Source organism: Phenylobacterium sp. (assembly GCF_965229015.1).
Lineage (GTDB): Bacteria > Pseudomonadota > Alphaproteobacteria > Caulobacterales > Caulobacteraceae > Phenylobacterium.
In genome coordinates, this window is the sequence record NZ_CBDDIM010000001.1 from 1 (window position 1) to 22,575 (window position 22,575).

Consider the following 22,575-nt stretch of genomic DNA (forward strand, 5'->3'; position numbering starts at 1 on the left):
CGGCCTCAACCGGGGCCGCTTCGCCGGCGGCCGGCGCGGGGGTGAGGGGAATGGGCTGGGCCAGCAGGGCGGCCAGGACCTGGGCGTCGGTGGAGAGCGCCGGCGTGTCGAGGGCTTCGGCCCCGTCAGCGGCGTCCTTCTCCTTGGCGTCGGCGTCGGCGCCGCCGACGACAGCGATCTTGGTCCCGTCCTGGGTCTTGGCCGCGCCCAGGGTGGCGGCCACGCCCGGTTCGGCCTGGCCCTGGCCGCCGAAGAAGGCGGCGAGCAGGGCGTCGAAGCCCGCCAGAGGCCCCTGGGCCGCGGCGGCCTGGCTCGCGCCGAACAGGCCCTGCGCGGCGCCGGGGGCGGCGACGGCGTTGAGGGCGGACGGAGCGTTGATGGGCGACGCGGTCATGGAGTCCCGGCTGTCCGGTAGGACGTTCTTGAGGGAGGCGCCTGCTGCGCCGCGTTCGTTCGCATCCTTCCCAGCAACCTCCGCGCCACTCCGGGGAATGGCCGTCAAGATATTGAAATAGCGAGATAAAGGGTGCGGTCGACGCCGGCTTCCCCGGCGGCCCGGCGGCGCTTTTTGCCGGGCCGCCGGGGGTCGATAGGTCGTCCCTGCCGCCCCCCGACCGACGCCGCCGATCACCGTCGCCGCAAACTGGCGCCGGTCTTGCGCCCCTGAATCCGAGCTGATCGGGACCCCAAAGGGACCACATTGAAAATGCTGATGAAATTCCGGCCCTACGCGCGAGCGTTCACCAGACTACCGGCAGATTTGGCCGGGTCGTGCGTCAGCCTTTGCCGGGCGGAGCCTTAAGATGTCCCTGACTGTCGCCCTCAAGACCGCCGCCTCCGGCCTGCAGGCCGCTCAGGGTGGGCTGCGCACGACCTCGGACAACATCGCCAACGTCAACACGCCCGGCTACGTCCGCAAGACCATCGACCAGAAGCCCCTGGTGGTCGGCGGCATGGGGATGGGCGTCGAGATTTCCGGCGTCAAACGGATCACTGACCAGTATCTGCAGCTCGCGACCCTGTCGGCCACCTCGGACGCCGCGCGCTGGGGCACGGTGTCGGACTATCTGGACAACGCCCAGAGCCTGTTCGGCGACCCGTCGAGCAACAACTTCTTCTTCTCGCGCATGGACAGCATCTATTCGGCCTTTTCCGCGGCCGCCGATGACCCATCCTCCAGCCTGCTGCGCAGCCAGGCCATCGGCAATGTCGGCGACTTCCTGAGCGAGGCCAGCCGCATCACCACCCACATCAATGAGCTGGGCAAGACGGTGGACGCCCAGGCGAAGGCCGACATCGACCGCGCCAACGACCTGCTGGAGCAGATCAACCGCCTGAACTCCGACATCAGCCGCGCCAACCTGGCCAACGCCGACGCCTCCGGCTCGGCCAATATCCAGAGCCAGCTCATCGACGAGCTCTCCACCCTGATGAACGTGCAGATCCAGCAGCGGAACCAGGGCGGGGTCACCATCCGCTCCGCGGAGGGCTTCATGCTGGCCGGGGACGCCGCCGCCAAGCTCAGCTACAACCGCACCGACACCACCACCTCCTATATCGCCATTGAGCCCACGGGCGGGGTCGGCCAGGTGCAGCCGATCACCATCTCCAGCGGCGACCTGCGCGGCCTGATGGACCTGCGCGACGACACCCTGCCGGGCCTGGCCGACCAGCTCGGCGAGTTCGTCAGCCGGATGACCGAGCAGATCAACGCCGCTCACAACGCCAACTCCTCGGTGCCGGCGCCCAACGTCATGACCGGCCGCGACACCGGCCTGGACCTGCCTACCGCCGTCGCCGGCTTCACCGGCCAGAGCACCATCGCCATCGTCGACACCAATGGCGTCGTCCAGAGCACGGTGGCCATCGATTTCGACGCCCAGACCATGAACGGCAGTCCGTTCAGCGGGGACTTCAAGGCCGACCTCAACGCCGCCTTCGGGGGCGCGGCCACCGCCGACTTCGTCAACGGCAAGCTCAGCCTGACGGCGGGGGCGGGCCTGGGGATCGCCATCGACGAGGGGACCTCGATGAAGGCCGGCCGGGCCTTCTCCCACTTCTTCGGCCTCAACGACATGATCCGCTCGACCGGGGTCACCAACTACGACACCGGCCTGAAGGTCACCGATCAGCACGGCTTCAACCCGGGCGACGTCATCACGCTCAGCCTGGCCCAGGCCGACGGCCGCCCGATCCGCGACATCAGCATCACCGTGCCGCCGGCCGGCACCATGCAGGACCTGCTGAACGCCATGAACTCCAGCGCCTCGGGGGTCGGGCTCTACGGCGCCTTCAGCCTGGACGCGAACGGCAAGATGTCCTTCGACAGCAACAGCACCCTGGACATCCAGGTCTCGGTCACCAAGGACCAGACCCAGCACGGCATCGGCGGGGTCTCCATCAGCCAGCTCTTCGGCCTGGGGACCGGCGAACGTTCGCCGCGCGCCGGACGCTTCAGTGTGGATGCGGGCCTGAACGCCAATCCGATGAAGCTGGCGCTGGGCAAGCTCGACCTGACGATCGCCCCGCCGGCCTCCTCCCTGCGCCCCGGGGACGGCCGTGGCGCCCTGAGCCTGGCCGCCGCCGGCGACGTCACCACCGCCTTCAGCGCTGCGGGCGAGCTTGGGGCGGTGAACATGACCGTCTCGCGCTACGCCGCGGAGTTCGGCGGCTCGATCGGCCGCCGCGCCCAGGCCGCCGACACCCGCAAGCAGTCGGCTGATTCCGTGGCCACCGAGGCCACCGCCCGCCGCCAGTCGGTGGAAGGGGTCAATCTCGACGAGGAACTCGTGCGCCTCACCACCTATCAACAGGCGTTCAACGCCTCGGCCCGCATGATCCAGGCGGCCAAGGAACTGTTCGACGTCCTGACCAACATGATCTGAGCCCAGGCGAAATCATATGAATCGCGTCTCGACCACAGGCAATTACAGCGCCGTCCTCGCCAACATCCAGTCCGCCCAGCAGCGGCAGATGGAGGCGGGCAACCGGGTGGCCACCCAGAAGAAGGGATCGGACCTCAAGGCCTTCTCGCGCAGCGCCGAGATGCTGACGGCGATGAAGTCCATCGACGCGCGCATCTCGGGATATCTCGAGCAGAACAAGCTGATCACCGACAAGCTGACGACCCAGGACTTCGCCCTCAACCAGGTCTCGAACTCCGCCGCCGGCACCCGCGAGACCATCGCCCAGGCCCTGGCCAGCGGCCGGGCCGACACCCTGATCCAGGACGTGCAGGGCTTCTTCCGCAACGCCGTCGACGGCCTGAACGCCCGCTATGGCGGCAAGTACGTCTTCGCCGGCGGCCAGATCGACACCCTGCCGGTGTCGGCCACCTCGCTCAGCGACCTGACCGTCCCGGCCACGGTGATCTCCGACTTCTTCCACAACGACCAGTTCGTCACCGAGGCCAAGGTCGACGACTCCACCACCGTCAGCACCGGCCTGCTGGCCGACAAGCTGGGGACCAACCTGCTGACCGCGTTCAAGGACTTCCAGGCCTTCGAGGAGGGCCCCGACGGCCCCTTCCAGGGCAACCTGACCGACAACCAGCGCATCTATCTGGAGGGTGTCCTGGCCAACTGGGATTCCGTCGGCAAGGACCTGATCAACAACACCGCCAAGAACGGCATGGTCCAGACCCGGGTGACCTCGGTGAAGAACGACCTGAACAACCGTCAGAACAGTCTGGCCGGCATGATCGGCGACATCACCGACGCCGATCCGGCGGAGGCGGCCACGGCGCTTCAACAGGCGGGCGTCGCTGTGCAGGCGGCCGCGCAGGTCTTCCTGTCACTGCAGAATTCGTCGCTGCTGAACGTGCTGAAGTAGGGCCGTCCCGCGGGCTCTAGAGGGAGAACTCTCCGCCCACCCGGCCCACCAGCCGTTCGCCCATCCACACCTCGACGGCGTACTGGTCGGCGCGCATCTCGGTGGCCTCCTTCAAGGCCGTGATGTCGTCCGGGAAGGGCGCTTCGCGGGTCGCCGCGACGCGTTCCTCGGGATTCAGGACGTACAAGCGATACTGCTTCATGGGGACTCCCCCATATGCGAGGCGGGGCTGGTTCTAACCGAAGTCTCCGCCGATCGCCGCAACCCGGCGGTTACTTCGCGTAATTAACCTATCCTACACCACTCGCCTCTGGCGCGATATCACCCTTTCGCGATGACTTGGGTTGGCCTTGCCGACACTTGCGAGCAGGTCGCGATCTCGCAAAACCCTGTGCGACCCGCTACATAGGGCCCATGAACGCGCCCGCCCTTTTCGCCGACCATGCCGTGGAAGCCGCTCGCGCCGCCGTCGGCCTGCCGGTGGGCGCCCGGGTGGTGGCCGCCATGTCCGGCGGCGTGGACTCCACCGTCACCGCCGCCCTGCTGGCCCGCGCGGGTTATGACGTGGTGGGGGTGACCCTACAGCTCTACGACCACGGGGCGGCGATCCAGAAGAAGGGCGCCTGCTGCGCCGGCCAGGACATCCACGACGCCCGCTCGGCCGCCGAGGCCATCGGCATCCCGCACTACGTCCTCGACTATGAGAGCCGCTTCAAGGAGCAGGTGATCGAGGAGTTCGCCGACGCCTACCTGCGCGGGGAGACGCCGGTCCCCTGCATCCGCTGCAATCAGACGGTGAAGTTCCGCGACCTGCTGGACACCGCCCGTGACCTGGGCGCCGCGGCCATGGCCACCGGCCACTATGTCCGCCGCGAGCTGGGACCGGCCGGGGCGCAGCTGCGCCGCGCCGCGGACCCCGCGCGCGATCAGAGTTATTTCCTGTTCGCCACCACCGCCGAGCAGCTGGACTATCTGCGCTTCCCGCTCGGCGCCCTGCCCAAGAGCGAGGTGCGCCGCGCCGCCGCCGAGTTGGGCCTGGCCATCGCCGAGAAGCCCGACAGCCAGGACATCTGCTTCGTCCCCGAGGGCCGCTACACCACGGTGATCGACCGCCTGCGCCCGCACGGCGCGGAGCCGGGGGATATCGTGCACCTGGACGGCCGGGTCCTGGGCCGCCACGAGGGGGTCACCCGTTACACCATCGGCCAGCGCCGCGGCCTCAACGTCGCGGTGGGCGATCCCCTGTTCGTGGTGAAGATCGACGCCGACGCCCGCCGGGTGATCGTCGGGCCGCGCGAGGCCCTGCTGACCGCGGGCTGCGTGCTCAAGGAAACCAATTGGCTGGGCGACCAGGCCACCATCGAGGCCGCCTGCCAGGCGGGACTGCCGGTGCTCGCGCGGGTGCGCTCCACCGCCGAGCCCCTGCCGGCCCATCTGTCCCTGAGGGACGGGGCGGTCAGCGTGGTGTTCGACGCGCCCGAGCACGGCGTCTCGCCGGGCCAGGCCTGCGTGCTCTATGACCCCGAGCTTCCCGACCGCGTTCTGGGCGGCGGCTTCATCGACAAGACCTTCGGGGTCTAAGCGCCTCTCCCCATGAAGCGGAGGGAGGGTTATATGCCTCCCATGACCCAAGCCTCCGATCCCGTCGTCATCGCCGCCTACGCCCGCACGCCCATGGGCGGCTTCCAGGGCGACCTCTCCCCCGTCAAGGCCACCGCCCTGGGCGCCGCCGCCGTCCGCGCGGCGGTGGAGCGGGCCGGGGTCGATCCCCAGGCCGTGGAGCAGATCATCATGGGCTGCGTCCTGCCCGCGGGCCTGGGCCAGGCGCCGGCGCGCCAGGCGGGCCTGGGCGGCGGCCTGCCGCTGTCGGTGGAGGCCACGACGGTCAACAAGATGTGCGGCTCGGGCATGCAGGCCGCGATGCTGGCCCACGATGCGCTCGCAGCCGGGTCGGCGGACATCATCATCGCCGGCGGCATGGAGAGCATGTCCAACGCGCCTTACCTGCTGGCCAAGCACCGCGGCGGCGCCCGCATCGGCCACGACGTGGTGTCGGACTCCATGTACCTGGACGGGCTGGAGGACGCCTACGAACCCGGCCGCCTGATGGGGTCCTTCGCCGAGGAGTCGGCCAAGACCTACCAGTTCACCCGCCAGGCCATGGATGACTACGCCATCGAGAGCCTGGCGCGGGCCAAACGCGCCACCGAGACCGGCGCCTTCGCCCGCGAGATCGTCCCGGTGGAGGTGGTCAGCCGCAAGGGCGCGGTGCTGATCGAGGCCGACGAGCAGCCGATGAAGGCCGACCCGGGCAAGATCCCCACCCTGAAGCCCGCCTTCGCCAAGGACGGCGCCATCACCGCGGCCAATTCCAGCTCCATCAGCGACGGGGCCGCGGCCCTGGTGATGACCCGGGAGTCGGTGGCGCGGCGGCTGGGGCTGAAGATCGTCGCCCGGGTGGCGGGTCACGCCGCCCACGCCCATGAGCCGGGCCTGTTCACCACCGCGCCCGTGCCCGCCATGCGCAAGGTGCTGAAGAAGGCCGGCTGGTCGGTGGCCGATGTCGACCTCTGGGAGGTCAACGAGGCCTTCGCCGTCGTCGCCATGATCGCCGAGCAGGAGCTGGGCCTCGATCGCGCCAAGCTGAACGTCAACGGCGGCGCCTGCGCGCTGGGCCACCCCATCGGGGCCAGCGGCGCCCGCATCCTGGCCACCCTGCTCTCGGCCCTGGAAGCCCGCGGCGGCAAGCGCGGGGTCGCCAGCCTCTGCATCGGCGGCGGCGAGGCCACGGCCGTGGCGGTGGAGCTGGTCTAAGGGGGCGGGCTACGGCGCCTTCGGCGGCGCCGCCATGTCCAGCATGTTGATCTTCATGCCGCCGGGGAGGGCCATGTCGCCGGGCTTGAAGCCCTCGGGACAGGCGCCCTGCCAGGCCGCCTCGATGGTCAGCTTGCGCAGGCCGTTCATCTGCGGCGCGGCGGCGCCGACGGTCGAGCTCTCGGCCTGGACCAGGTACTTGGAATTGAAGTCGCCGGTGGCCGTGCCGCTGGTGGTGGTCTTGCCGCCCGAGCCCATGTCGCAGACCGAGCTGAACTGGTAGCCGCCGCCCACCCGGGCCGAGAAGAGGTTCTTCTCGCACATGTCCCGGGTCGCCTGGGCGCCCCAGAAGCTGATTTTCTGGTCGGTGGTCTCGTCCAGGCAGATGCGGGTGACCTGCACGAAGTCGCCCGTGGAGACCCGCTGCTCCCAGAGTCCCGGCTTGCGCTTGGGCGGGGTCTGGGACGGCTGGAAGGCCGGCGCGGCGGCCTGCTCATCCGTCTTCTCGGCCGGCTTGCTGCAGGCGCTCAGTCCCAGCACGGCCACCGCGGCCAACCCGACAGTCCAACGCATCGCTCTCTCCCGCTCACGCATTCGCGAACGCTAACGGGGATCGATCTCGCGGGCGAGGGGGTTATGATCGCGCCATGACCGACCTACGCGACACCGGCGACCGCTACGAGATGGACGAACAGGGCCAGACCTCCTGGGCCGACTATCGTCTGAGCGGGGATCGCCTCTATCTCGACCACGTGGAGAGTCCGCCGGCCCTGCGGGGGACCGGCGCCGCCGGCCGCCTGATGGCCGCGCTCAGCGCCGATGTCCGGGCCAAGGGCCTGAAGATCACGCCGATCTGCGGCTACGCCGCCGCCTGGCTGCGCCGCAGCAAGGAGTTCGGCGACCTGGTGGGCTAGGGCGTCGCGCGGAGGGCTGGGGGCCGATTTTCCACCCGGATTCCGCGCCTGTTTCCCCGCCCGACCACCGCCGCGTGCATTCGGCCACGCCTGGTTTCACGGCCTGGGAGACGCAACCCGGACGTTGAGGCGAATCGCCGCAAGAGGGGCTCCGCGCCCCCCATGTCGACCGTACGACCTAGGCTAGGCGACAGGTCCTACCCAGGTTTCGTCCATGTCCGAGTTCCCCAGCCCCGCCTTCAGCCCGTCGAATCCGGTCGGACCGCCGTTCGGCATGACCGGCGACGAGCCCGTATTCACCCGCGCCCGGGAGCTGGCCAACGCCCTGTTCGGCAAGGTCGGGGTCAGCCTGGTGATCGCCCGCGACGGCGGCGTCTGGCGCAGCCACGACCGCGAGGGACGAAACCCCGCCGCCGACCCGCTGGGGGACCGCGTCCGGGCCACCGGGAAGACGGTCTGGGTCGAGGACGCCTTGTTGGATCCTGAGATGGCGACCTATCCCCTGGTGAGCGGTCCGCCCCACTACCGCTTCTGCGTCGGCGCCCCCGTGCGGCTGTCCGATGGCGAGGTGATCGGTGTCCTGGCCGTCGTCGGGACCGAGCCCCGGCCCCAGGACCCGGCCCTGGCCGCCAATCTCGACAACCTGGCCGGCGTCGTCGCCGACGCCTGCGAGCAGGCCCGCGCCCAGCAGATGCTGTTGCAGGGCAAGGCCGCCCTGCGGCAGAGCCAGGCCCACCTCCGGGCGATGGTGGAGGCCGCGCCGGCCGCCATCATGATGACCGACCGGGACATGCGGCTCATCCAGGTCAGCCGCCGCTTCCTGCAGGAGAGCGGCCTGGAGGCGCCCGACATCCTGGGCCGGGCCATCGGCGAGTTCGACCAAGCCCTCTTCCAACGCCTGCGGGGCGCCCATGAACGCTGCGTCGCCGGCGAGACCATGCGCGCGCCCCAGGTCCGCATCGCCCGTCCCGACGGTCGGGTGACCTGGGCGCAGGTGGAGATGACCCCCTGGCGGGACGAGGCCGGCGAGATCGGCGGCGTGGTCTGCGCCGCCCTCGAGGTGACCGACCTGGTCCGCGCGGTGGAGACCGCCGAGCGCTCCGAGCAGCGCCTGCAGGTGGCCGCCCAGATCGCCGAGCTGCACGTCTGGGAGCTGGACTACCAGAACCGCACCCTGGTGCAGGGCGAGGGCATGACCGAGATCTTCGGCCGCGCCCTGACCTTCGAGGATCTGGCCGCCGACACCAGCCAGACCATCCATCCCGAGGACCGGGCCCTGATCGCCGAGCCCTGGGCGCGGGCGGTGGAGCGGGACGAGCCCTACTTCCCCGAATACCGTGTCGCCCGCGAGGATGGGAAGGAGGTCTGGGTCGCCTGCACCGTGAAGCTGGTGCGTGACGAGGCCGGGCAGCCCCTGCGGCTGCTGGGCGCCCTGCAGAACATCACCGCCCGCAAGCAGGCCGAGGCCGCCCTGGTTCAGGCCAAGGAGGAGGCCGAGGCCGCCAACCGCGCCAAGTCCACCTTCCTGGCCACCATGAGCCACGAGATCCGCACGCCCCTGAACGGGGTGCTGGGGATGGCCCAGGCCATGGCGCGCGACGAGCTGTCGCCGGTGCAGCGCGACCGGCTGGACGTGGTGCGCCAGTCCGGGGAGACCCTGCTGGCCATCCTCAACGACGTGCTGGACCTGTCCAAGATCGAGGCCGGCAAGCTGGAGCTGGAGGTGGCGCCCTTCGATCTGGAGGAGCTGGCGCTCGGCGCGCACGCGGCCTTCACCGCCATCGCCAACAAGAAGGGTCTGTCCTTCAACCTGGTGGTGGAGCCGCAGGCGCGCGGCGCCTATCTCGGCGACTCCACCCGCCTGCGCCAGGTGATCTACAACCTGGTCTCCAACGCGCTCAAGTTCACCCCGTCGGGAGAGGTCCGGGTGCGGCTGTCCCGGGACGGCGGCGACCTCTGCGTCGAGGTCTCCGACACCGGGGTCGGCATGACCCCCGACCAGCTCGACCGGCTGTTCCGCAAGTTCGAGCAGGCCGACGCCTCCACCACCCGGCGCTACGGCGGCACAGGGCTGGGCCTGGCCATCTGCCGGGAGCTCTGCGACCTGATGGGCGGGGCGATCGGGGCGGTCAGCGTGGAGGGGGAGGGGACCACCTTCATCGCCCGCCTGCCCATGGCGCCCGCCCCGACGGGATCGATCCAGGCCCACGCCGCGGCCGAGGCCCCGCCCGCCCAGGAGGAGCTGCCGCCCCTGCGGGTGCTGGCGGCCGAGGACAACATCATCAACCAGTTGGTGCTCCAGACCCTGCTGCACCAGGCGGGCATAGAGCCGGTGATGGTGGCCGACGGGGCCCAGGCCCTGGAGGCCTGGCGCGCGGGCGCCTGGGACGTGATCCTGATGGACGTGCAGATGCCGGTGATGGACGGCCCCACCGCGGCGCGGGCGATCCGCGAGGAGGAGACCAGGCTGGGCCGGCCGCGCACCCCGATCGTGGCGCTGACGGCCAACGCCATGGCCCACCAGGTGGCGGAATACTACGGCGCGGGAATGGACGACTTCGTCCCCAAGCCCCTGGAGGCGGCCCTGCTGTTCGCGGCCCTGGAACGGACCCTGGAGCGGGTCTAACGCCCCTGGGAGGACTGACTGAGGCCCTGGCCGAAGGCCACGGGCTGGGAGGCGGCGACCATGGTGCCGGCCATGGCGACCACGGTCATGACGGCGGCGGCGAAGGCGGCGATCAGCACGCGCGAATAGGTGTCGGACATCGGTTCAAAACCCCAGCTCGGCCGCCGGGGAGGGCGGCCCTACGAACAGCAAGACGCCTAACGCAGGACCTGGAAATTGGATGCGCTCAGGAGCGCGCGACGATCGCCATCAGGGCCTGGACCTTGGTGTCGGTCTCGCTGGCGAAGCGGCGGGCCAGTTCGCGCACGCCGTTGGGATAGACGTCGCCGCCCTCGCCGATCTCGGCGGCCAGGCGCTCGACCTCCAGCAGGGCGTCCTTCAGGGCGTCCACGTGGCCGCGGGCCAGGGCCTTGGCCTCCGACTGCAGCCGGCGGATCTGCTCGGCCAGGGTCTCGGGCTTGGGCTCGGGGACCTTCTTGACCGGCGCCGGCGCTGGCGCCTGCAGGGCCACGACGTTCATGGCCTCGGCTTCCACAAGGCGGGGACGGGTACGCGCGACACGACTGACCATGGTTTTCGCTCCAAACCGGGACGTTCGGGGAGCGATGTGCAGAAGCGGCGCCAGATCAGTTGCGCGAGGTGATGGCCTCGATGGTGGCGACCTTGGTCTCTAGCTCCTCGGCCAGGCGCCGGGAGATCTCCCGCACCCCTGCGGGATAGGCCTCGCCGCCGTCGGCGATCTCGCCGGCCAGCACCTCGACCTCGTGCAGGGCGGCCACCAGGGCGGCGATGTGCTCACGGGCCAGGCCGCGGGCCTCCACCTGCAGGCGGCGGACCCGGTGGGAGAGGGCCTCGGAACGCGGAAGCTCGGAAACGACGGAAAGCGACGGCGACATGTTTGCTATCCCCAGCAAAGAGGCGGTGAGGAGCGCCGTCGCATCGATCCATCCTCGGACCGCCACAACCGGCGCTCCCCCAATGGCGGAGTCTACGCACCGACCTGGGCCGCGGTTCCAGGGCGGTGGCGCCCAGACTGGGCAGGTGAGGCTTTCGCGCAACAGGCCCGCCGGCCCCTTGATTGGCCTAGCGTCACCGGCGCATCTTTCGGCCCAATCACAATCTGGGAGGTTTCCATGGGCCCGTTCAAGCTCCTCATCGACGGCCAGCTGGTGGACGGCGACTCCACCATGTCGGTGATCAATCCGGCCACCGAGACCGAGCTGGCGGTCTGCGCCCGGGCCTCCAAGGCCCAGCTGGACCAGGCCGTGGCCGCCGCCAAGCGCGCCTTCCCCGCCTGGCGCGACACCCCCATCGCCGAACGGCGCAAGGCCCTGGTCGCCATGGCCGACGCCATCCAGGGGGATCTGCAGAACCTCGCCCGCCTGCTGACCCAGGAACAGGGCAAGCCGCTGGCCGACGCCATGGGCGAGGTGTTCGGCGCCTCGGCCTTCTTCCGCTACTTCGCCAGCCTGGACCTGCCCGAGAAGGTGATCGAGGACAGCGACGCCCGCCGCGTGGTCTCGCGGCGCCGCCCGCTGGGGGTGGTTGCGGCCATCGTGCCTTGGAACTTCCCGCTGATCCTGATGGCCTTCAAGGTCCCGGCCGCCCTGCTGGCCGGCAACACGGTGATCCTCAAGCCCGCGGCCACCACGCCGCTCTCGACCCTGCGCATCGCCGAGCTGGTGAAGGACATCCTGCCGCCCGGCGTGCTCAACGTCATCGCCGACGCCAACGACCTGGGCGGGGCCATCACCGCCCACCCCGACATCCGCAAGGTCTCCTTCACCGGCTCCACCGAGACCGGCAAGAAGGTGATGGCCGGGGCCGCCGAGGCGCTGAAGCGCGTCACCCTGGAGCTGGGGGGCAATGACGCGGCCATCGTCCTGGAGGGCAACGACCCCAAGGAGACGGCGGGCAAGATCTTCGCCGGCGCCTTCCAGAACTCCGGCCAGGTCTGCATCGCCATCAAGCGGGCCTATGTCCACGAGAGCATCTACGACGCCATGTGCGACGAGCTGGCCAAGCTGGCCGACGCCGCCGTGGTGGGGGACGGCCTGGAGCAGGGGACCACCATGGGCCCGCTGCAGAACAAGACCCAGTTCGAGAAGGTGCTGGGCATCATCGCCGAGGCCAGGACCCAGGGCAAAGTCATCGCCGGCGGCGGGCGGCCGGAGGGCAAGGGCTACTTCATCCGCCCCACCATCGTGCGCGACATCAGCGATGGCACGCGCCTGGTGGACGAGGAACAGTTCGGCCCGGTCCTGCCGGTGATCAAGATCCGCGACGGCGAGGACGCGCTCGCCCGCGCCAACGCCTCGGACTACGGCCTCGGCGGCTCCATCTGGAGCAAGGACCTGGACAAGGCCATGGACCTGGCCGGCCGCATGGACACCGGCACCGTCTGGATCAACAAGCACGCCGACCTCGCCCCCAACATCCCCTTCGGCGGCGCCAAGCTGTCGGGGGTGGGCACCGAGCTCGGGGAAGAGGGCCTGGCCGAGTTCACCCAGATGCACGTGATCAACATGGCGAAGGCCTGATCCGCCACCCGACGCCGCACCCCTAGAGTGTCATCCCGGAAAGCCGCGCAGCGGCTTGCCCGGGACCCAGACGCGCGGGGCGTGCCGGATGGATCGGTGTCTATGGGTCCCGGTCTTCCGCGTGCCGCGGAAACCGGGATGACACCTAAGGGTTAGCAGGGGAGGGAGGGCCGCCCTTGCTCCCGCCTCCACAACCGCTAGGGTTGAGCTCCAGCCTGGGAGACCAACCATGCGCGCACAAATCCTCGCGGCCATCGCCCTCCTGGCGCTCGCCGCCCCGGCCCACGCCCAGCCGCAGTCGGGCCAGACGGTCGAGGCCATCCCCTACACCACCTGCGACGGCTCCCGCTGGAGCGTGAGCTGGAGCGGCGACAACTTCTACCATCGGCCGGAGACCGGCGCGGGCCATCCCGACGACCACATGGACTACCGCACCTGGGACGGGTCCTGCTGGTCGGCCAAGTGGATCGGCGGCCGCTTCTTCCACAGCCCCAAGGGCGGCGGCGCCGGCCACCCCGACACCATCCTCAACTTCACCGACTGGGACGGCGTCGCCTGGACCACGGAGCGGGCCGGGAGCGGCTGGAAGGTCACGCGGCGGTAGAACGCCCGACATCATCACCAACAACGGTGTCATCCCGGAAAGCGCGTAGCGCTTGTCCGGGACCCAGACGCGCGGGGCGTGCCGGAGAAATCGGTGCTTCCGGGTCCCGGTCTTCCGCTGCGCGGAAACCGGGATGACACTCAGGGGGATGCGCGCCACCCTCCCATCCCCGCCCAAGGACCCCGCCCCATGCGCCCGATCCTGCTCGCCGCCGTCCTGGCGCTGGCCGCCGTCCCCGCCGCCGCCCAGACGGTCTCGACCAAGCTCCCCCCCGCCGTCGTCTCCGAGCCCGCCCCGGACGCCAGGGCCCGGGCCCGCATGGAGGTGATCCACGTCCCCGTGGGCGGGGTGGCGATCAATGGGGTGGTCTATGTGGCCCAGGGGCCGGGGCCGCACCCGACCCTGGTGATCCTCCACGGCCTGCCGGGCAACGAGAAGCACCTGGACCTGGCCCAGGCGGTGCGCCGCGCCGGCTGGAACGCGGTGACCTTCAACTATCGCGGCTCCTGGGGCAGCCCGGGGCCCTTCAGCTTCGGCCAGACCCTGATCGATACGAAGTTCGTCCTGGCCTATCTGCGCGACCCGGCCAACGCCGCCAAGCTGGGGGTCGACCCCAGGCGCATCGCCATCGCCGGCCACAGCATGGGCGGCTGGGTGACGGCAGAAACCGCCGCCAGGGACCCGGCCCTGCTGGGCGCCATCCTGATCTCGGCGGCCGACATGGGGCAGCGCGGCGTGTCGGGCAAGGCGGCGCCCGCCGCCCTGGCCGCGGCCATGGACGCCAACCGCGAGACCCTGGCCGGCGCCACGGGCCAGAGCATGGCCGAGGAGCTGATCGCCGGCGGCGAGGCCTGGCGGCTGGACGCGCTCGGCCCCGGCCTGAAGACCACCCGCCTCCTGGTCCTCCACAGCGACGACGGCTTGGCCCCCGACGCCGAGCGCCTGATCGCCGCGATCCACGCCGCCGGTGGGACCAAGGTACAGGATGTCCACGTGGCCACGGACCACGGCTGGTCGGACAAGCGGCTGACGCTTCAGGCGCTGGTGATCAACTGGTTGGCGGGGTTGTAGGGGCGAGCCTTACAGTCGCCGCCTCGCGATCGGCGCGAGATGCGGCTGGCTGCCCCCCAGCCGCGCGAGCCGACGCGAGCTCTCCCGCTCGATCAGCGCCTTCAGCGCCACGCGGATCAGCACCGACGTTTCCCGCACGCCGGTGAGGTCGCGGGCCTGCTCCAGCAGATCATCGTCGAGGTTGAGTGTGGTGCGCATGGTCGGACCCTCCCGCCGATCCGTCGCGAGTTCAATCGCAGAGAGGCCTGCTTGCTAGAACACCGTCTCGGCGAAGCTCATCGCGGTCCCGAAGACCGAGGTCGCGACTCCGTGCTTCACGAGTTCCACGATCCAGATGGGGCTGGAGCAGACGATTAGGATCAGGACGAATTCCAGGACGCCCTTCGGCGTGGCGTCCACCAGTTTGCCGACACCCGCCTCGAGGGCGCGCTTGGCGAAGCCGCTTCCTGGAAAGCTGAGCAGCAGATCGGCGGGGAAGGTCAGGACCTTGACGGCGGCTTTCCGGTCGCCACCGACAGCCCGCTCCTGCCGGCCGACCGTCAGGCCTTCATTCAACGCGCTGACAGCCATGAACAAGGGCTTTGGAGGACCTTCGCCTTCAATCCACATGGTGATGCTCCCGCTGCGCCCGTCAGGTGGCGCCATCGAACCTGAATGCAAGCTGAAGCCTGAAAATGGCGGCATCGCGACGACGGCCTCGCCCCCGACACCGACCGCCTGATCGCCGCGATCCACGCCGCCGGCGGGACCAGGGTGCAGGACTTCCACGTGGCCACCGACCACGGCTGGTCGGACAAGCGGCTGACGCTTCAGGCGCTGGTGATCAACCGGTTGGCGGGGTTGTAGGGGCGCGTCTAGGCAGTGTCAGTGCAAGATTAAACATCTTGACGGAGAGCTATTAGCGCCCTCAATTTCCGGTTGGGGTGGAAAAATGCTTTCAGAACAAGACGAACGATTCCTGCTTCAATTGGTGAGCAGAGGGGAAGCGACGTTAGTTTTGGGAGCCGGCGCGTCACATGGTTCTCTCAATCGAGCCGGGGCCCCTATGCTAATGTCCGGCGGTCTCGCCAAAGAGATCGCGCGGGAAGCTGCCCAGAATTACACAAACGAGTCCCTGACCGATGTTCTGGGGGCCGTTAGCGAATACCTGACCAAAACTCAGATAACAAAAATATATGAAAGAGAATTCAAGGGGGTAAAGCCGTCTAGTTCGCTGGCAAACCTGTTCAGATACACCTGGAAGCGAGTTTATACGTGGAACATTGATGGTGCCATTTCAAACATAAGTGAAAAATCCCCACAGAAACGTCGGTATTATAACGGAATAGAAGATAGAGTTGCTGAGTACGAGGGAAAAGAGTATCTACATGTTGTGTATCTGCATGGGCAAATAGTTCACCCAGAGCGCGGCTTGATTATGTCTGAGAGCGACTACGCTCACGCGTTATCCAGCGGAACGCACAGATGGTACAGTAGGGCCGCGCAAGATTACCTAGCGCATAATCCCATATTCATAGGCGCGAGCCTCAACGAGCCAATACTTCGGGCGGAATTAGATCGCGCGATGCGTGATGCGGGCGATGAGCTTGGTCGAGCATACCTTGTAATACCCGACGACCTTACTGAAATTCAAAGGTCAAAACTGAAAAACCAAGGCGTAATACATATCAAGGCTACCCTTGATGAATTTGTCGCTTGGCTCATTTCCAAAATCCCAAGCGGACTCTCTCCAAGCGATGTGCTTGCCAATCACGACATCAAAATCAAGCCCGAGGACTTGGAGCGGCTCACTCTTGATGAGCGCCAAAGTGCTTGGTCACTAAAGCCCATTCGCGTTGAAGCTATTGCGGCAGAGGTTGCTGCGTTGTCGGCTTCCGGAAAGGGGCTCCGCGCGCGCCAATTTCTGAGGGGAACGACGGCCGATTGGTCGATGGCGGGCTCCGACGTTCCGGTCTGGTTGGAGGCCACGACAGACTTATACGCAGCACTCGAAGCGTCGATGGCCTCTCATGACCGACTTTTTACCGTACTGGGTCAAGCTGGCAGCGGGAAATCTACTGCGACTCTTCAGGTGTTATTGAAATACATTAAAGAGCATCGTGATGTTGTGATGTATGAACTCCGAGGAGATGTGAGATTTGTTCGATCCACATTCTCTCTGTTGGACAAGCTCCATGAGCAGCGTGTCATACTATTTGCGCCGGATCTTTTCCTTTTGGGGGACACATTCGCCGAGGACTTGCAGGCTCTGAAAGCCGGAAAGATAACAGTAGTTACTACTTCTCGGCTCGGTGAATGGCGCGAGCGCATGCAGAGGCATCTGGGGGATGCTTCCGTCTCATTCATATATCAGAAGTTCGGGCGGGCGGATTACGAGCCGCTTATCGAGAAACTTCTACAGTATGTCCCTGCGCCGAAGTTTGTAAAAATGACCCGTCAATCCCAGATACAGGAGTTGAATAAGTCAAATAGCCAGCTGCTCATTGCGCTTAGAGAGGCGACTGAATCAAAGCGATTTAACGATATTATTGCTGATGAATTCGCCAATCTTCCAGACCAAGATACCAAGACGCTATTCTTGATCGTTGGTTTGGGGACTTTGGCGAGAGTCGGGGTGAATGTTGAGACGGCGAGAGAAGTGTACGAGAAGCTCGGGTGCCGTCGGAGCTTTAGGGCCGCCCTAACCGCCCTGGATGGCATCGTGAGCGTTGATTCGAGCTCGCGGTTGGTTGCAAGGCACGAGTTGTATGTAAGATATGTGTTTGATGAACTAGTCGATTTCTCGGCAATAAGAGAAATGGTAATTGCGATGCTTCGCGGATATGCGAAGTATAAAGTTCCAATTATCAAGAATGTGAATCGTAAAGACGGTCACTTATTTAGATTTATCATCAATCACGATTTTGTCTTGAGGCGAGCGAGAATTTCAGGGAGGCCGGCGCTTGGATTGTCAGTCTACGAAGAATTCGAAGTCGACTTTCAATTGGATGGCCACTATTGGCTGCAGTATGGGCTATATCTGTCTAAATTAGACAGAAATGACGAAGCGCTTCAGATGTTGCGTCGGTCCATTCAGGCTTACCCCGATAACCCGTTCGCCGTTCACGCGTATGCTGATCTACAGCTGCGTGAGGCGCGCAGGCGCGAATTCTATGATCGGGTAACCGCTGAGATGGTCGAAGATGCTGTTAAGGTTTTGATTGAGCAAGATGCGAGAAACATGGTCGACGTTGACCATTATCCCATTGTTACGCTAGCGAATGGTCATATTGGGGTGCTGGTTAAGTTCGGAAAGTCTGAAGAAGCGCGGAAGGTCGCGGCAAACTATTTTGATAGACTACAACAAATTGAGCGTCGCATTTCATCTACTGCCCTGCAGAAGGCAAAAGAGAGAGTCTTTAGATTTGTAACCCTCGGGGAATGGACGGAGTTCGTCGTGAAGACTCCTGGCGGTCGAAACCGGCCAGCGGCGGGATCTCGGTCACGGCGACCCAGAGGCGCGTCATAATTACCGCTTCCCCTTCCGGAACCGCTCCGCCGCCTCGGCCCGCGCCTCGGCGCGCACCTTCTTCACCGCGGTGCGGTCCACCGTCTCCCCCGGCGCCGTGAGCGCGTCGTTGGCGAATTCCAGGTCCATCAGCTTCAGGCGCTTGATCTCGTCGCGCAGGCGCGCGGCGGTCTCGAATTCCAGGTCGGCGGCGGCCTGGCGCATCCTGGATTCCAGGTCGCGCAGGGTGGTCTTGAAATTGTCGCCCATGAAGGGCTTGGAGTCCTCGGCCACGCCGACGGGCACGGTGACCCGGTCCTTCTCGTAGGGGGAGGCCAGGATGTCCTTGATGGAGGACTTGATGCTCTCGGGCGTGATGCCGTGCTCGAGGTTGTAGGCGGCCTGCTTCTCCCGGCGGCGTGAGGTCTCGGCCATGGCCCGTTCCATGGAGCCGGTGATGCGGTCGGCATAGAGGATGCACTTGCCGTCCACGTTGCGCGCCGCCCGGCCGATGGTCTGGATCAGCGAGGTTTCGGAGCGCAGGAAGCCCTCCTTGTCGGCGTCGAGGATGGCGACGAGGCCGCACTCGGGGATGTCCAGACCCTCCCGCAACAGGTTGATGCCGATCAGGGCGTCGAAGGCGCCCAGGCGCAGGTCGCGGATGATCTCGATCCGCTCCATGGTGTCGATGTCGGAGTGCATGTAGCGGACCCGCAGGCCCTGCTCGTGCATGTACTCGGTCAGGTCCTCGGCCATCTTCTTGGTGAGCACGGTGATCAGGGAGCGGTAGCCCTTGGCCGTGGTCTCGCGCACCTCGGCGATGACGTCGTCCACCTGGCTGTGGTTGTCCTTGGACACCGGGCGGATCTCCACCGGCGGGTCGATCAGGCCGGTGGGGCGGATCACCTGCTCGGCGAACACCCCGCCCGACTGCTCCAGCTCCCAGGCCGCAGGCGTGGCCGAGACGCAGATGGTGTCGGGCCGCATGGCGTTCCACTCCTCGAACTTGAGGGGGCGGTTGTCCAGGCAGGAGGGCAGGCGGAAGCCGTATTCGGCCAGGGTGAACTTGCGGCGGTAGTCGCCCCGGTACATGCCGCCGATCTGGGGCACCGCCTGGTGGCTCTCGTCCACGAACAGCAGGGCGTTGTCGGGGATGTATTCGAAGAAGGTGGGCGGCGGCTCACCCGGCCGGCGGCCCGAGAGATAGCGGCTGTAGTTCTCGATCCCGGCGCAGGAGCCGGTGGCGCCGATCATCTCCAGGTCGAAGGTGGTGCGCTGCTCCAGCCGCTGGGCCTCCAGCAGCTTGCCGTTGGCGATCATCCAGTCGAGGCGCTCCTTCAGCTCGGCCTTGATGGAGATCATCGCCTGGTGGAGCGTCGGGCGCGGGGTCACGTGGTGGCTGTTGGCGTAGAGCTTGATGCTGGGCAGATCGGCCGTCTTGCGGCCGGTCAGCGGGTCGAACTCGACGATGGCCTCGATCTCGTCGCCGAACAGGCTGACGCGCCAGGCGCGGTCCTCGTAGTGGGCGGGGAAGATCTCGATGGTGTCGCCGCGCCGGCGGAAGGCGCCGCGCTCGAAGCTGGCGTCATTGCGCTTGAACTGCAGGGCCACCAGGTCGGCGATCAGCTGCTTCTCGTCCACCCGCTGGCCGACCTCCAGCTGGATGGTCATGGTGGAATAGGTCTCCACCGAGCCGATGCCGTAGATGCAGGAGACCGAGGCGACGACGATGACGTCGTCGCGCTCCAGGATCGCCCGGGTGGCCGAGTGGCGCATCCGGTCGATCTGCTCGTTAATCGAGCTGTCCTTCTCGATATAGGTGTCGGTACGCGGCACATAGGCCTCGGGCTGGTAGTAGTCGTAATAGGAGACGAAGAACTCCACCGCGTTCTCGGGGAAGAAGCTCTTCATCTCCGAATAGAGCTGGGCGGCCAGGGTCTTGTTGGGCGCCAGGATCAGGGCCGGGCGCTGGGTCTGCTCGATGACCTTGGCCATGGTGAAGGTCTTGCCCGAGCCGGTGACGCCCAGCAGCACCTGGTCGTGCTCCTTGCCCTCCAGGCCGGCCACCAGGTCGGCGATGGCGGTGGGCTGGTCGCCGGCGGGTTCGTACTCCGAGACCAGCTTGAAGCGGCGGCCGCCCTCGGACTTCTGCGGCCGGTCGGGACGGTGCGGGACCCAGACGACGGGGCCGGCGGACTCGTCATAGTCGAACACCGCCGACATGTCGGCGACGCCGGGCGCTTCGGCCGGGGCGGACTTCGGGGGACGGGGCATGAGGTCGAATTTAGGGTGCATGACCCCGGAAGGCTAGGGCGCCCTGATGACAGGAGGTGTCAGCAGCGGATTCCCCCCGCCGTCATCCCGGCCGCAGCGAAGCGGAGAGCCGGGAACTCGCGCGACAGATCCTCCCCCAGCGCGCCAGCGCGATGTGGGGGAGGTGGCAGGTGGCTTAGCCACCTGACGGAGGGGGATCGACGTCGTCGACCTCCAAGGGTCAAAGTCCCCCTCAGTCAGCTTCGCTGACAGCTCCCCCAGAGGGGGAGCATCTGTGCCCGCGCGCCTATGCGATCGTCCTAGCGGGGGGAGCGCGCAAACCTACCCCGCCAACCCCCGCACGTGCGTCACCAGCGCCCGCCGGAAGTCCTCGGCCAGCGCCACCATCGCCATGTGGCCGCCGCCCGGGATCAGCACCATCTGTTTGGACGGCGCGGTGATGGCGGCGCAGTAGGCGGCCACCTCGGAGGTGGGGGTCTGGATGTCCTCCTCCCCCTGGATGAACACCACCGGGACGGCGAAGGGGGCGCCGGAGTCGCGGTAGGCCATCAGGGCCGGGGCCAGCTGGCCGGCGGCGAAGTGGGGCGCCTTGCCGTGCAACCAGGCGGCCCGTAGCGACAGGCCCGGCAGGAACAGCATGCCCAGCATCAGCCGCCCCATGACGCCCTTCTCGCTGGCCGGGGGAAAGCGCTGCAGGATCTTGCGCTGCGCCAGCAGGGTCTTGAGGTCGGCGTAGGGCGGCGGGCCGATGGCGGCGAGCGCCGCGGCGGCCTTGGCGTCGCCCGCCTTGGCGATGCGGTCGGCCAGGCCCTGATAGCCGACGGCCTCATTGGCCTGGATGTCGATCACCTGGCCCGCGCCCACATAGGCGTGGAACAGGTCGGGGCGGCGCCGGACCATCTCGACGCCCAGGATCGTGCCCCAGGAGAGGCCGGCCAGGATCACCTTCGATTGGCCGAGCGTGCGCGCGGCGTGCTCGGCCACCTCGATCCCGTCGGCCGCCATGCGGTCGATGGAGAGCTGGCCCTGGCCCCGCGGCCCGCCGCGGATGAAGGTGCGCCCGGCGCCGCGCTGGTCCCACTGGACGACGGTGAAGTCCCGCTCCCAGGACCGCCAGGCGAGATAGGTGAAGGGCAGCAGGCTGCCGCCCGGCCCGCCGTGCGCCACCAGCAGGATCGGGTTGGCCCGGTCCTCGCCGCGGATCGAGACCCACTGCGGCAGGCCGCCGATCTCCACGAAGCCCGCCTGGTCGATCCCGTTCGGCGTGCGGATCACCAGCCGCCGCGCCACGCTCAGCCGGCGCCAGCCGCGGTAGACCAGGGCCGCGGCCAGCAGGCCCGCGACCGCGCCGAATATGCCGAGCATCGCCGTCATGGTGGGGTCCCCCTGGCCCGCACCTTAGCCACCACACGCGCGATGGTCTGCGCCACAAGGTCGGGCTCGGTCTGGGCGATGGCGTGGCCGGAGCGGGTGGCGATCAGGGTTTCGCTGTCGGTGGACAGCGTCGCCAGCCGCGCCTGGCCGGCCGCCCAGCCGTCCTCCATCCAGGCCTGGGGGCCGGTGAAGGGCCGGCCGTGGGAGATCACCGCCAGGGGCCGGTTCCCCAGGCCGCCGAACCCGCCCGCCCTCCGCTGCTCCGGCGGGGCCAGCTCATAGGCCTCCACCTCCTGGGGCAGGGCGGCCAGATAGGCCGGGCGGCTGAAGAGGGCGGCGAAGCGGCGGCGTTCGTCCAGCGGCATGCCGGCGGGCAGGCCCGCCCTCTCAGGCTGGTGGACGATGAGCCAGCGCGTCAGGCCCAGGCGCGCGGCGAGCGCATAGGCCTTCCACTGGCCGCTCTGAGCACGGAATTTGTCGAGCTTTCCGAAGAAGAACTGCTCCTCGGCGGCGTCCACCAGCACGACGCCCGCCACCTCGTCCGGATAGAGGCGGGTGAAGGTGCGGGCCACAAGGCCGCCCAGGGACTCGCCGGCCAGGACATAGGGGCCGTGCTCGCCCGCCGCCGCCAGCAGGGCGTGCAACTCCCGGGCCCGGTCCTCGAAGGTGCGCCCGTCCGGCGCCGGATCGCTCCAGCCGAGTCCGGCCCGGTCGTAGGCGCAGACCCGCGTGACCCGGGCGACCCGGTCCTGGACCGGGAAGGCGAGCATGGCCGGATTGCCGCCCCCGGCCTCCAGCACCACCGTCGGCGCGCCCTGGCCCAGGCAGCGGATGTGCAGCCGCCGGCCGTCCACCGCGATCATCCGCCCCGGCGGCGGATAGAGGGCCGCGTCCCGCCGCCGCGCCAGGCTCTCGGCCACCAGGGCCAGACCCAGGACAACACCGACGACGACCACCAGCCCCAGCCCGCCCTTGACGATCCACCCCATCGCGCACCCCTCCAGAATATACTCGCAGTATATAATACCCATGGTATGTGG

General features: G+C 67.8%; 21 protein-coding genes. 10 read left to right on the forward strand and 11 right to left on the reverse strand.

Features of this window, described 5'->3' with window-relative positions:
- The coding region (locus tag ACO06I_RS00005; RefSeq protein ID WP_421930576.1) for a hypothetical protein at positions 1 to 394 on the reverse strand (394 nt) is incomplete at its 3' end.
- 409 nt (positions 395 to 803) lie between these two features.
- Between ACO06I_RS00005 and flgK the strand changes: the two genes are divergently transcribed.
- Together flgK and ACO06I_RS00015 are read left to right on the forward strand one after the other, a co-directional pair.
- A complete protein-coding gene (flgK, locus tag ACO06I_RS00010; protein WP_421930577.1) occupies positions 804 to 2,885 on the forward strand; it encodes a flagellar hook-associated protein FlgK in 2,082 nt (693 codons plus the stop codon).
- A 16-nt stretch (positions 2,886 to 2,901) separates the two neighbouring features.
- Positions 2,902 to 3,831: a flagellin gene (locus tag ACO06I_RS00015; protein WP_421930578.1), complete on the forward strand. Its 930-nt coding sequence runs from the start codon at positions 2,902 to 2,904 to the stop codon at positions 3,829 to 3,831.
- Positions 3,832 to 3,847: 16 nt separating this feature from the next.
- Here ACO06I_RS00015 and ACO06I_RS00020 read toward each other — a convergent pair whose 3' ends face one another.
- Complete coding sequence (locus tag ACO06I_RS00020; protein ID WP_421930579.1) at positions 3,848 to 4,033, reverse strand: hypothetical protein; 186 nt, start codon at positions 4,031 to 4,033, stop codon at positions 3,848 to 3,850.
- Between the two features lie 212 nt (positions 4,034 to 4,245).
- On the opposite strand from ACO06I_RS00020, the gene mnmA reads away from it, so the two are divergent.
- Both mnmA and ACO06I_RS00030 read left to right on the forward strand, forming a co-directional pair.
- Positions 4,246 to 5,412, forward strand: coding sequence for a tRNA 2-thiouridine(34) synthase MnmA (gene mnmA / locus ACO06I_RS00025; protein WP_421930580.1), 1,167 nt, complete (start codon positions 4,246 to 4,248; stop codon positions 5,410 to 5,412).
- A 42-nt stretch (positions 5,413 to 5,454) separates the two neighbouring features.
- On the forward strand, positions 5,455 to 6,645 hold the full coding sequence (locus tag ACO06I_RS00030; protein ID WP_421930581.1) for an acetyl-CoA C-acyltransferase: 1,191 nt from the start codon (positions 5,455 to 5,457) through the stop codon (positions 6,643 to 6,645).
- A gap of 9 nt (positions 6,646 to 6,654) precedes the next feature.
- Here ACO06I_RS00030 and ACO06I_RS00035 read toward each other — a convergent pair whose 3' ends face one another.
- Positions 6,655 to 7,218 (reverse strand): DUF3617 domain-containing protein, encoded by a 564-nt coding sequence (locus ACO06I_RS00035; RefSeq protein ID WP_421930582.1) that lies wholly within the window; start codon positions 7,216 to 7,218, stop codon positions 6,655 to 6,657.
- Positions 7,219 to 7,292: 74 nt separating this feature from the next.
- Between ACO06I_RS00035 and ACO06I_RS00040 the strand changes: the two genes are divergently transcribed.
- Positions 7,293 to 7,559, forward strand: a complete 267-nt coding sequence (locus tag ACO06I_RS00040) for a GNAT family N-acetyltransferase (protein ID WP_421930583.1) — start codon at positions 7,293 to 7,295, stop codon at positions 7,557 to 7,559.
- 214 nt (positions 7,560 to 7,773) lie between these two features.
- Positions 7,774 to 10,185: an ATP-binding protein gene (locus tag ACO06I_RS00045; RefSeq protein WP_421930584.1), complete on the forward strand. Its 2,412-nt coding sequence runs from the start codon at positions 7,774 to 7,776 to the stop codon at positions 10,183 to 10,185.
- Here the strand turns inward: ACO06I_RS00045 and ACO06I_RS00050 are convergent.
- From ACO06I_RS00050 to ACO06I_RS00060, 3 genes are all read right to left on the reverse strand, one after another.
- Complete coding sequence (locus ACO06I_RS00050; RefSeq protein ID WP_421930585.1) at positions 10,182 to 10,325, reverse strand: hypothetical protein; 144 nt, start codon at positions 10,323 to 10,325, stop codon at positions 10,182 to 10,184. The two genes, ACO06I_RS00045 and ACO06I_RS00050, sit on opposite strands and share 4 nt — an antisense overlap.
- Positions 10,326 to 10,411: 86 nt before the next feature.
- A complete protein-coding gene (locus ACO06I_RS00055) occupies positions 10,412 to 10,756 on the reverse strand; it encodes a hypothetical protein (RefSeq protein ID WP_421930586.1) in 345 nt (114 codons plus the stop codon).
- 55 nt (positions 10,757 to 10,811) lie between these two features.
- Positions 10,812 to 11,081, reverse strand: a complete 270-nt coding sequence (locus tag ACO06I_RS00060) for a hypothetical protein (protein ID WP_421930587.1) — start codon at positions 11,079 to 11,081, stop codon at positions 10,812 to 10,814.
- Between the two features lie 237 nt (positions 11,082 to 11,318).
- Here ACO06I_RS00060 and ACO06I_RS00065 point away from each other — a divergent pair, with 237 nt between their 5' ends.
- The 3 genes from ACO06I_RS00065 (at position 11,319) to ACO06I_RS00075 (ending at position 14,400) form a co-directional block, all read left to right on the forward strand.
- The gene (locus tag ACO06I_RS00065) at positions 11,319 to 12,725 is read left to right on the forward strand and encodes an aldehyde dehydrogenase family protein (RefSeq protein WP_421930588.1); all 1,407 of its coding nucleotides are present in this window, start codon (positions 11,319 to 11,321) and stop codon (positions 12,723 to 12,725) included.
- A gap of 229 nt (positions 12,726 to 12,954) precedes the next feature.
- Positions 12,955 to 13,329 (forward strand): hypothetical protein, encoded by a 375-nt coding sequence (locus ACO06I_RS00070; RefSeq protein ID WP_421930589.1) that lies wholly within the window; start codon positions 12,955 to 12,957, stop codon positions 13,327 to 13,329.
- A 189-nt stretch (positions 13,330 to 13,518) separates the two neighbouring features.
- The gene (locus tag ACO06I_RS00075) at positions 13,519 to 14,400 is read left to right on the forward strand and encodes an alpha/beta hydrolase family protein (protein WP_421930590.1); all 882 of its coding nucleotides are present in this window, start codon (positions 13,519 to 13,521) and stop codon (positions 14,398 to 14,400) included.
- A 9-nt stretch (positions 14,401 to 14,409) separates the two neighbouring features.
- On the opposite strand, the gene ACO06I_RS00080 is transcribed toward ACO06I_RS00075, so the two are convergent.
- Together ACO06I_RS00080 and ACO06I_RS00085 are read right to left on the reverse strand one after the other, a co-directional pair.
- Positions 14,410 to 14,598, reverse strand: a complete 189-nt coding sequence (locus tag ACO06I_RS00080) for a type II toxin-antitoxin system VapB family antitoxin (RefSeq protein WP_421930591.1) — start codon at positions 14,596 to 14,598, stop codon at positions 14,410 to 14,412.
- Positions 14,599 to 14,652: 54 nt separating this feature from the next.
- Positions 14,653 to 15,168 (reverse strand): hypothetical protein, encoded by a 516-nt coding sequence (locus ACO06I_RS00085; protein ID WP_421930592.1) that lies wholly within the window; start codon positions 15,166 to 15,168, stop codon positions 14,653 to 14,655.
- Positions 15,169 to 15,451: 283 nt separating this feature from the next.
- Between ACO06I_RS00085 and ACO06I_RS00090 the strand changes: the two genes are divergently transcribed.
- The gene (locus ACO06I_RS00090) at positions 15,452 to 17,908 is read left to right on the forward strand and encodes an SIR2 family protein (protein ID WP_421930593.1); all 2,457 of its coding nucleotides are present in this window, start codon (positions 15,452 to 15,454) and stop codon (positions 17,906 to 17,908) included.
- On the opposite strand, the gene uvrB is transcribed toward ACO06I_RS00090, so the two are convergent.
- From uvrB to ACO06I_RS00105, 3 genes are all read right to left on the reverse strand, one after another.
- A complete protein-coding gene (gene uvrB / locus ACO06I_RS00095; protein ID WP_421930594.1) occupies positions 17,909 to 20,161 on the reverse strand; it encodes an excinuclease ABC subunit UvrB in 2,253 nt (750 codons plus the stop codon).
- Positions 20,162 to 20,482: 321 nt separating this feature from the next.
- On the reverse strand, positions 20,483 to 21,535 hold the full coding sequence (locus ACO06I_RS00100) for an alpha/beta fold hydrolase (protein WP_421930595.1): 1,053 nt from the start codon (positions 21,533 to 21,535) through the stop codon (positions 20,483 to 20,485).
- Positions 21,532 to 22,524: an alpha/beta fold hydrolase gene (locus ACO06I_RS00105; protein WP_421930596.1), complete on the reverse strand. Its 993-nt coding sequence runs from the start codon at positions 22,522 to 22,524 to the stop codon at positions 21,532 to 21,534. Before ACO06I_RS00105 ends, ACO06I_RS00100 begins: the two co-directional genes overlap by 4 nt.
- Positions 22,525 to 22,575 lie beyond the last annotated feature (51 nt).

Bases quoted from the DNA above. Each gene is read 5' to 3' on its own strand.
- flgK (WP_421930577.1), top strand. From the start codon at position 804: ATGTCCCTGACTGTCGCCCTCAAGACCGCCGCCTCCGGCCTGCAGGCC.
- ACO06I_RS00015 (WP_421930578.1), top strand. From the start codon at position 2,902: ATGAATCGCGTCTCGACCACAGGCAATTACAGCGCCGTCCTCGCCAAC.
- ACO06I_RS00020 (WP_421930579.1), bottom strand. From the start codon at position 4,033: ATGAAGCAGTATCGCTTGTACGTCCTGAATCCCGAGGAACGCGTCGCG.
- mnmA (WP_421930580.1), top strand. From the start codon at position 4,246: ATGAACGCGCCCGCCCTTTTCGCCGACCATGCCGTGGAAGCCGCTCGC.
- ACO06I_RS00030 (WP_421930581.1), top strand. From the start codon at position 5,455: ATGACCCAAGCCTCCGATCCCGTCGTCATCGCCGCCTACGCCCGCACG.
- ACO06I_RS00035 (WP_421930582.1), bottom strand. From the start codon at position 7,218: ATGCGTTGGACTGTCGGGTTGGCCGCGGTGGCCGTGCTGGGACTGAGC.
- ACO06I_RS00040 (WP_421930583.1), top strand. From the start codon at position 7,293: ATGACCGACCTACGCGACACCGGCGACCGCTACGAGATGGACGAACAG.
- ACO06I_RS00045 (WP_421930584.1), top strand. From the start codon at position 7,774: ATGTCCGAGTTCCCCAGCCCCGCCTTCAGCCCGTCGAATCCGGTCGGA.
- ACO06I_RS00050 (WP_421930585.1), bottom strand. From the start codon at position 10,325: ATGTCCGACACCTATTCGCGCGTGCTGATCGCCGCCTTCGCCGCCGCC.
- ACO06I_RS00055 (WP_421930586.1), bottom strand. From the start codon at position 10,756: ATGGTCAGTCGTGTCGCGCGTACCCGTCCCCGCCTTGTGGAAGCCGAG.
- ACO06I_RS00060 (WP_421930587.1), bottom strand. From the start codon at position 11,081: ATGTCGCCGTCGCTTTCCGTCGTTTCCGAGCTTCCGCGTTCCGAGGCC.
- ACO06I_RS00065 (WP_421930588.1), top strand. From the start codon at position 11,319: ATGGGCCCGTTCAAGCTCCTCATCGACGGCCAGCTGGTGGACGGCGAC.
- ACO06I_RS00070 (WP_421930589.1), top strand. From the start codon at position 12,955: ATGCGCGCACAAATCCTCGCGGCCATCGCCCTCCTGGCGCTCGCCGCC.
- ACO06I_RS00075 (WP_421930590.1), top strand. From the start codon at position 13,519: ATGCGCCCGATCCTGCTCGCCGCCGTCCTGGCGCTGGCCGCCGTCCCC.
- ACO06I_RS00080 (WP_421930591.1), bottom strand. From the start codon at position 14,598: ATGCGCACCACACTCAACCTCGACGATGATCTGCTGGAGCAGGCCCGC.
- ACO06I_RS00090 (WP_421930593.1), top strand. From the start codon at position 15,452: ATGTCCGGCGGTCTCGCCAAAGAGATCGCGCGGGAAGCTGCCCAGAAT.
- uvrB (WP_421930594.1), bottom strand. From the start codon at position 20,161: ATGCCCCGTCCCCCGAAGTCCGCCCCGGCCGAAGCGCCCGGCGTCGCC.
- ACO06I_RS00100 (WP_421930595.1), bottom strand. From the start codon at position 21,535: ATGACGGCGATGCTCGGCATATTCGGCGCGGTCGCGGGCCTGCTGGCC.
- ACO06I_RS00105 (WP_421930596.1), bottom strand. From the start codon at position 22,524: ATGGGGTGGATCGTCAAGGGCGGGCTGGGGCTGGTGGTCGTCGTCGGT.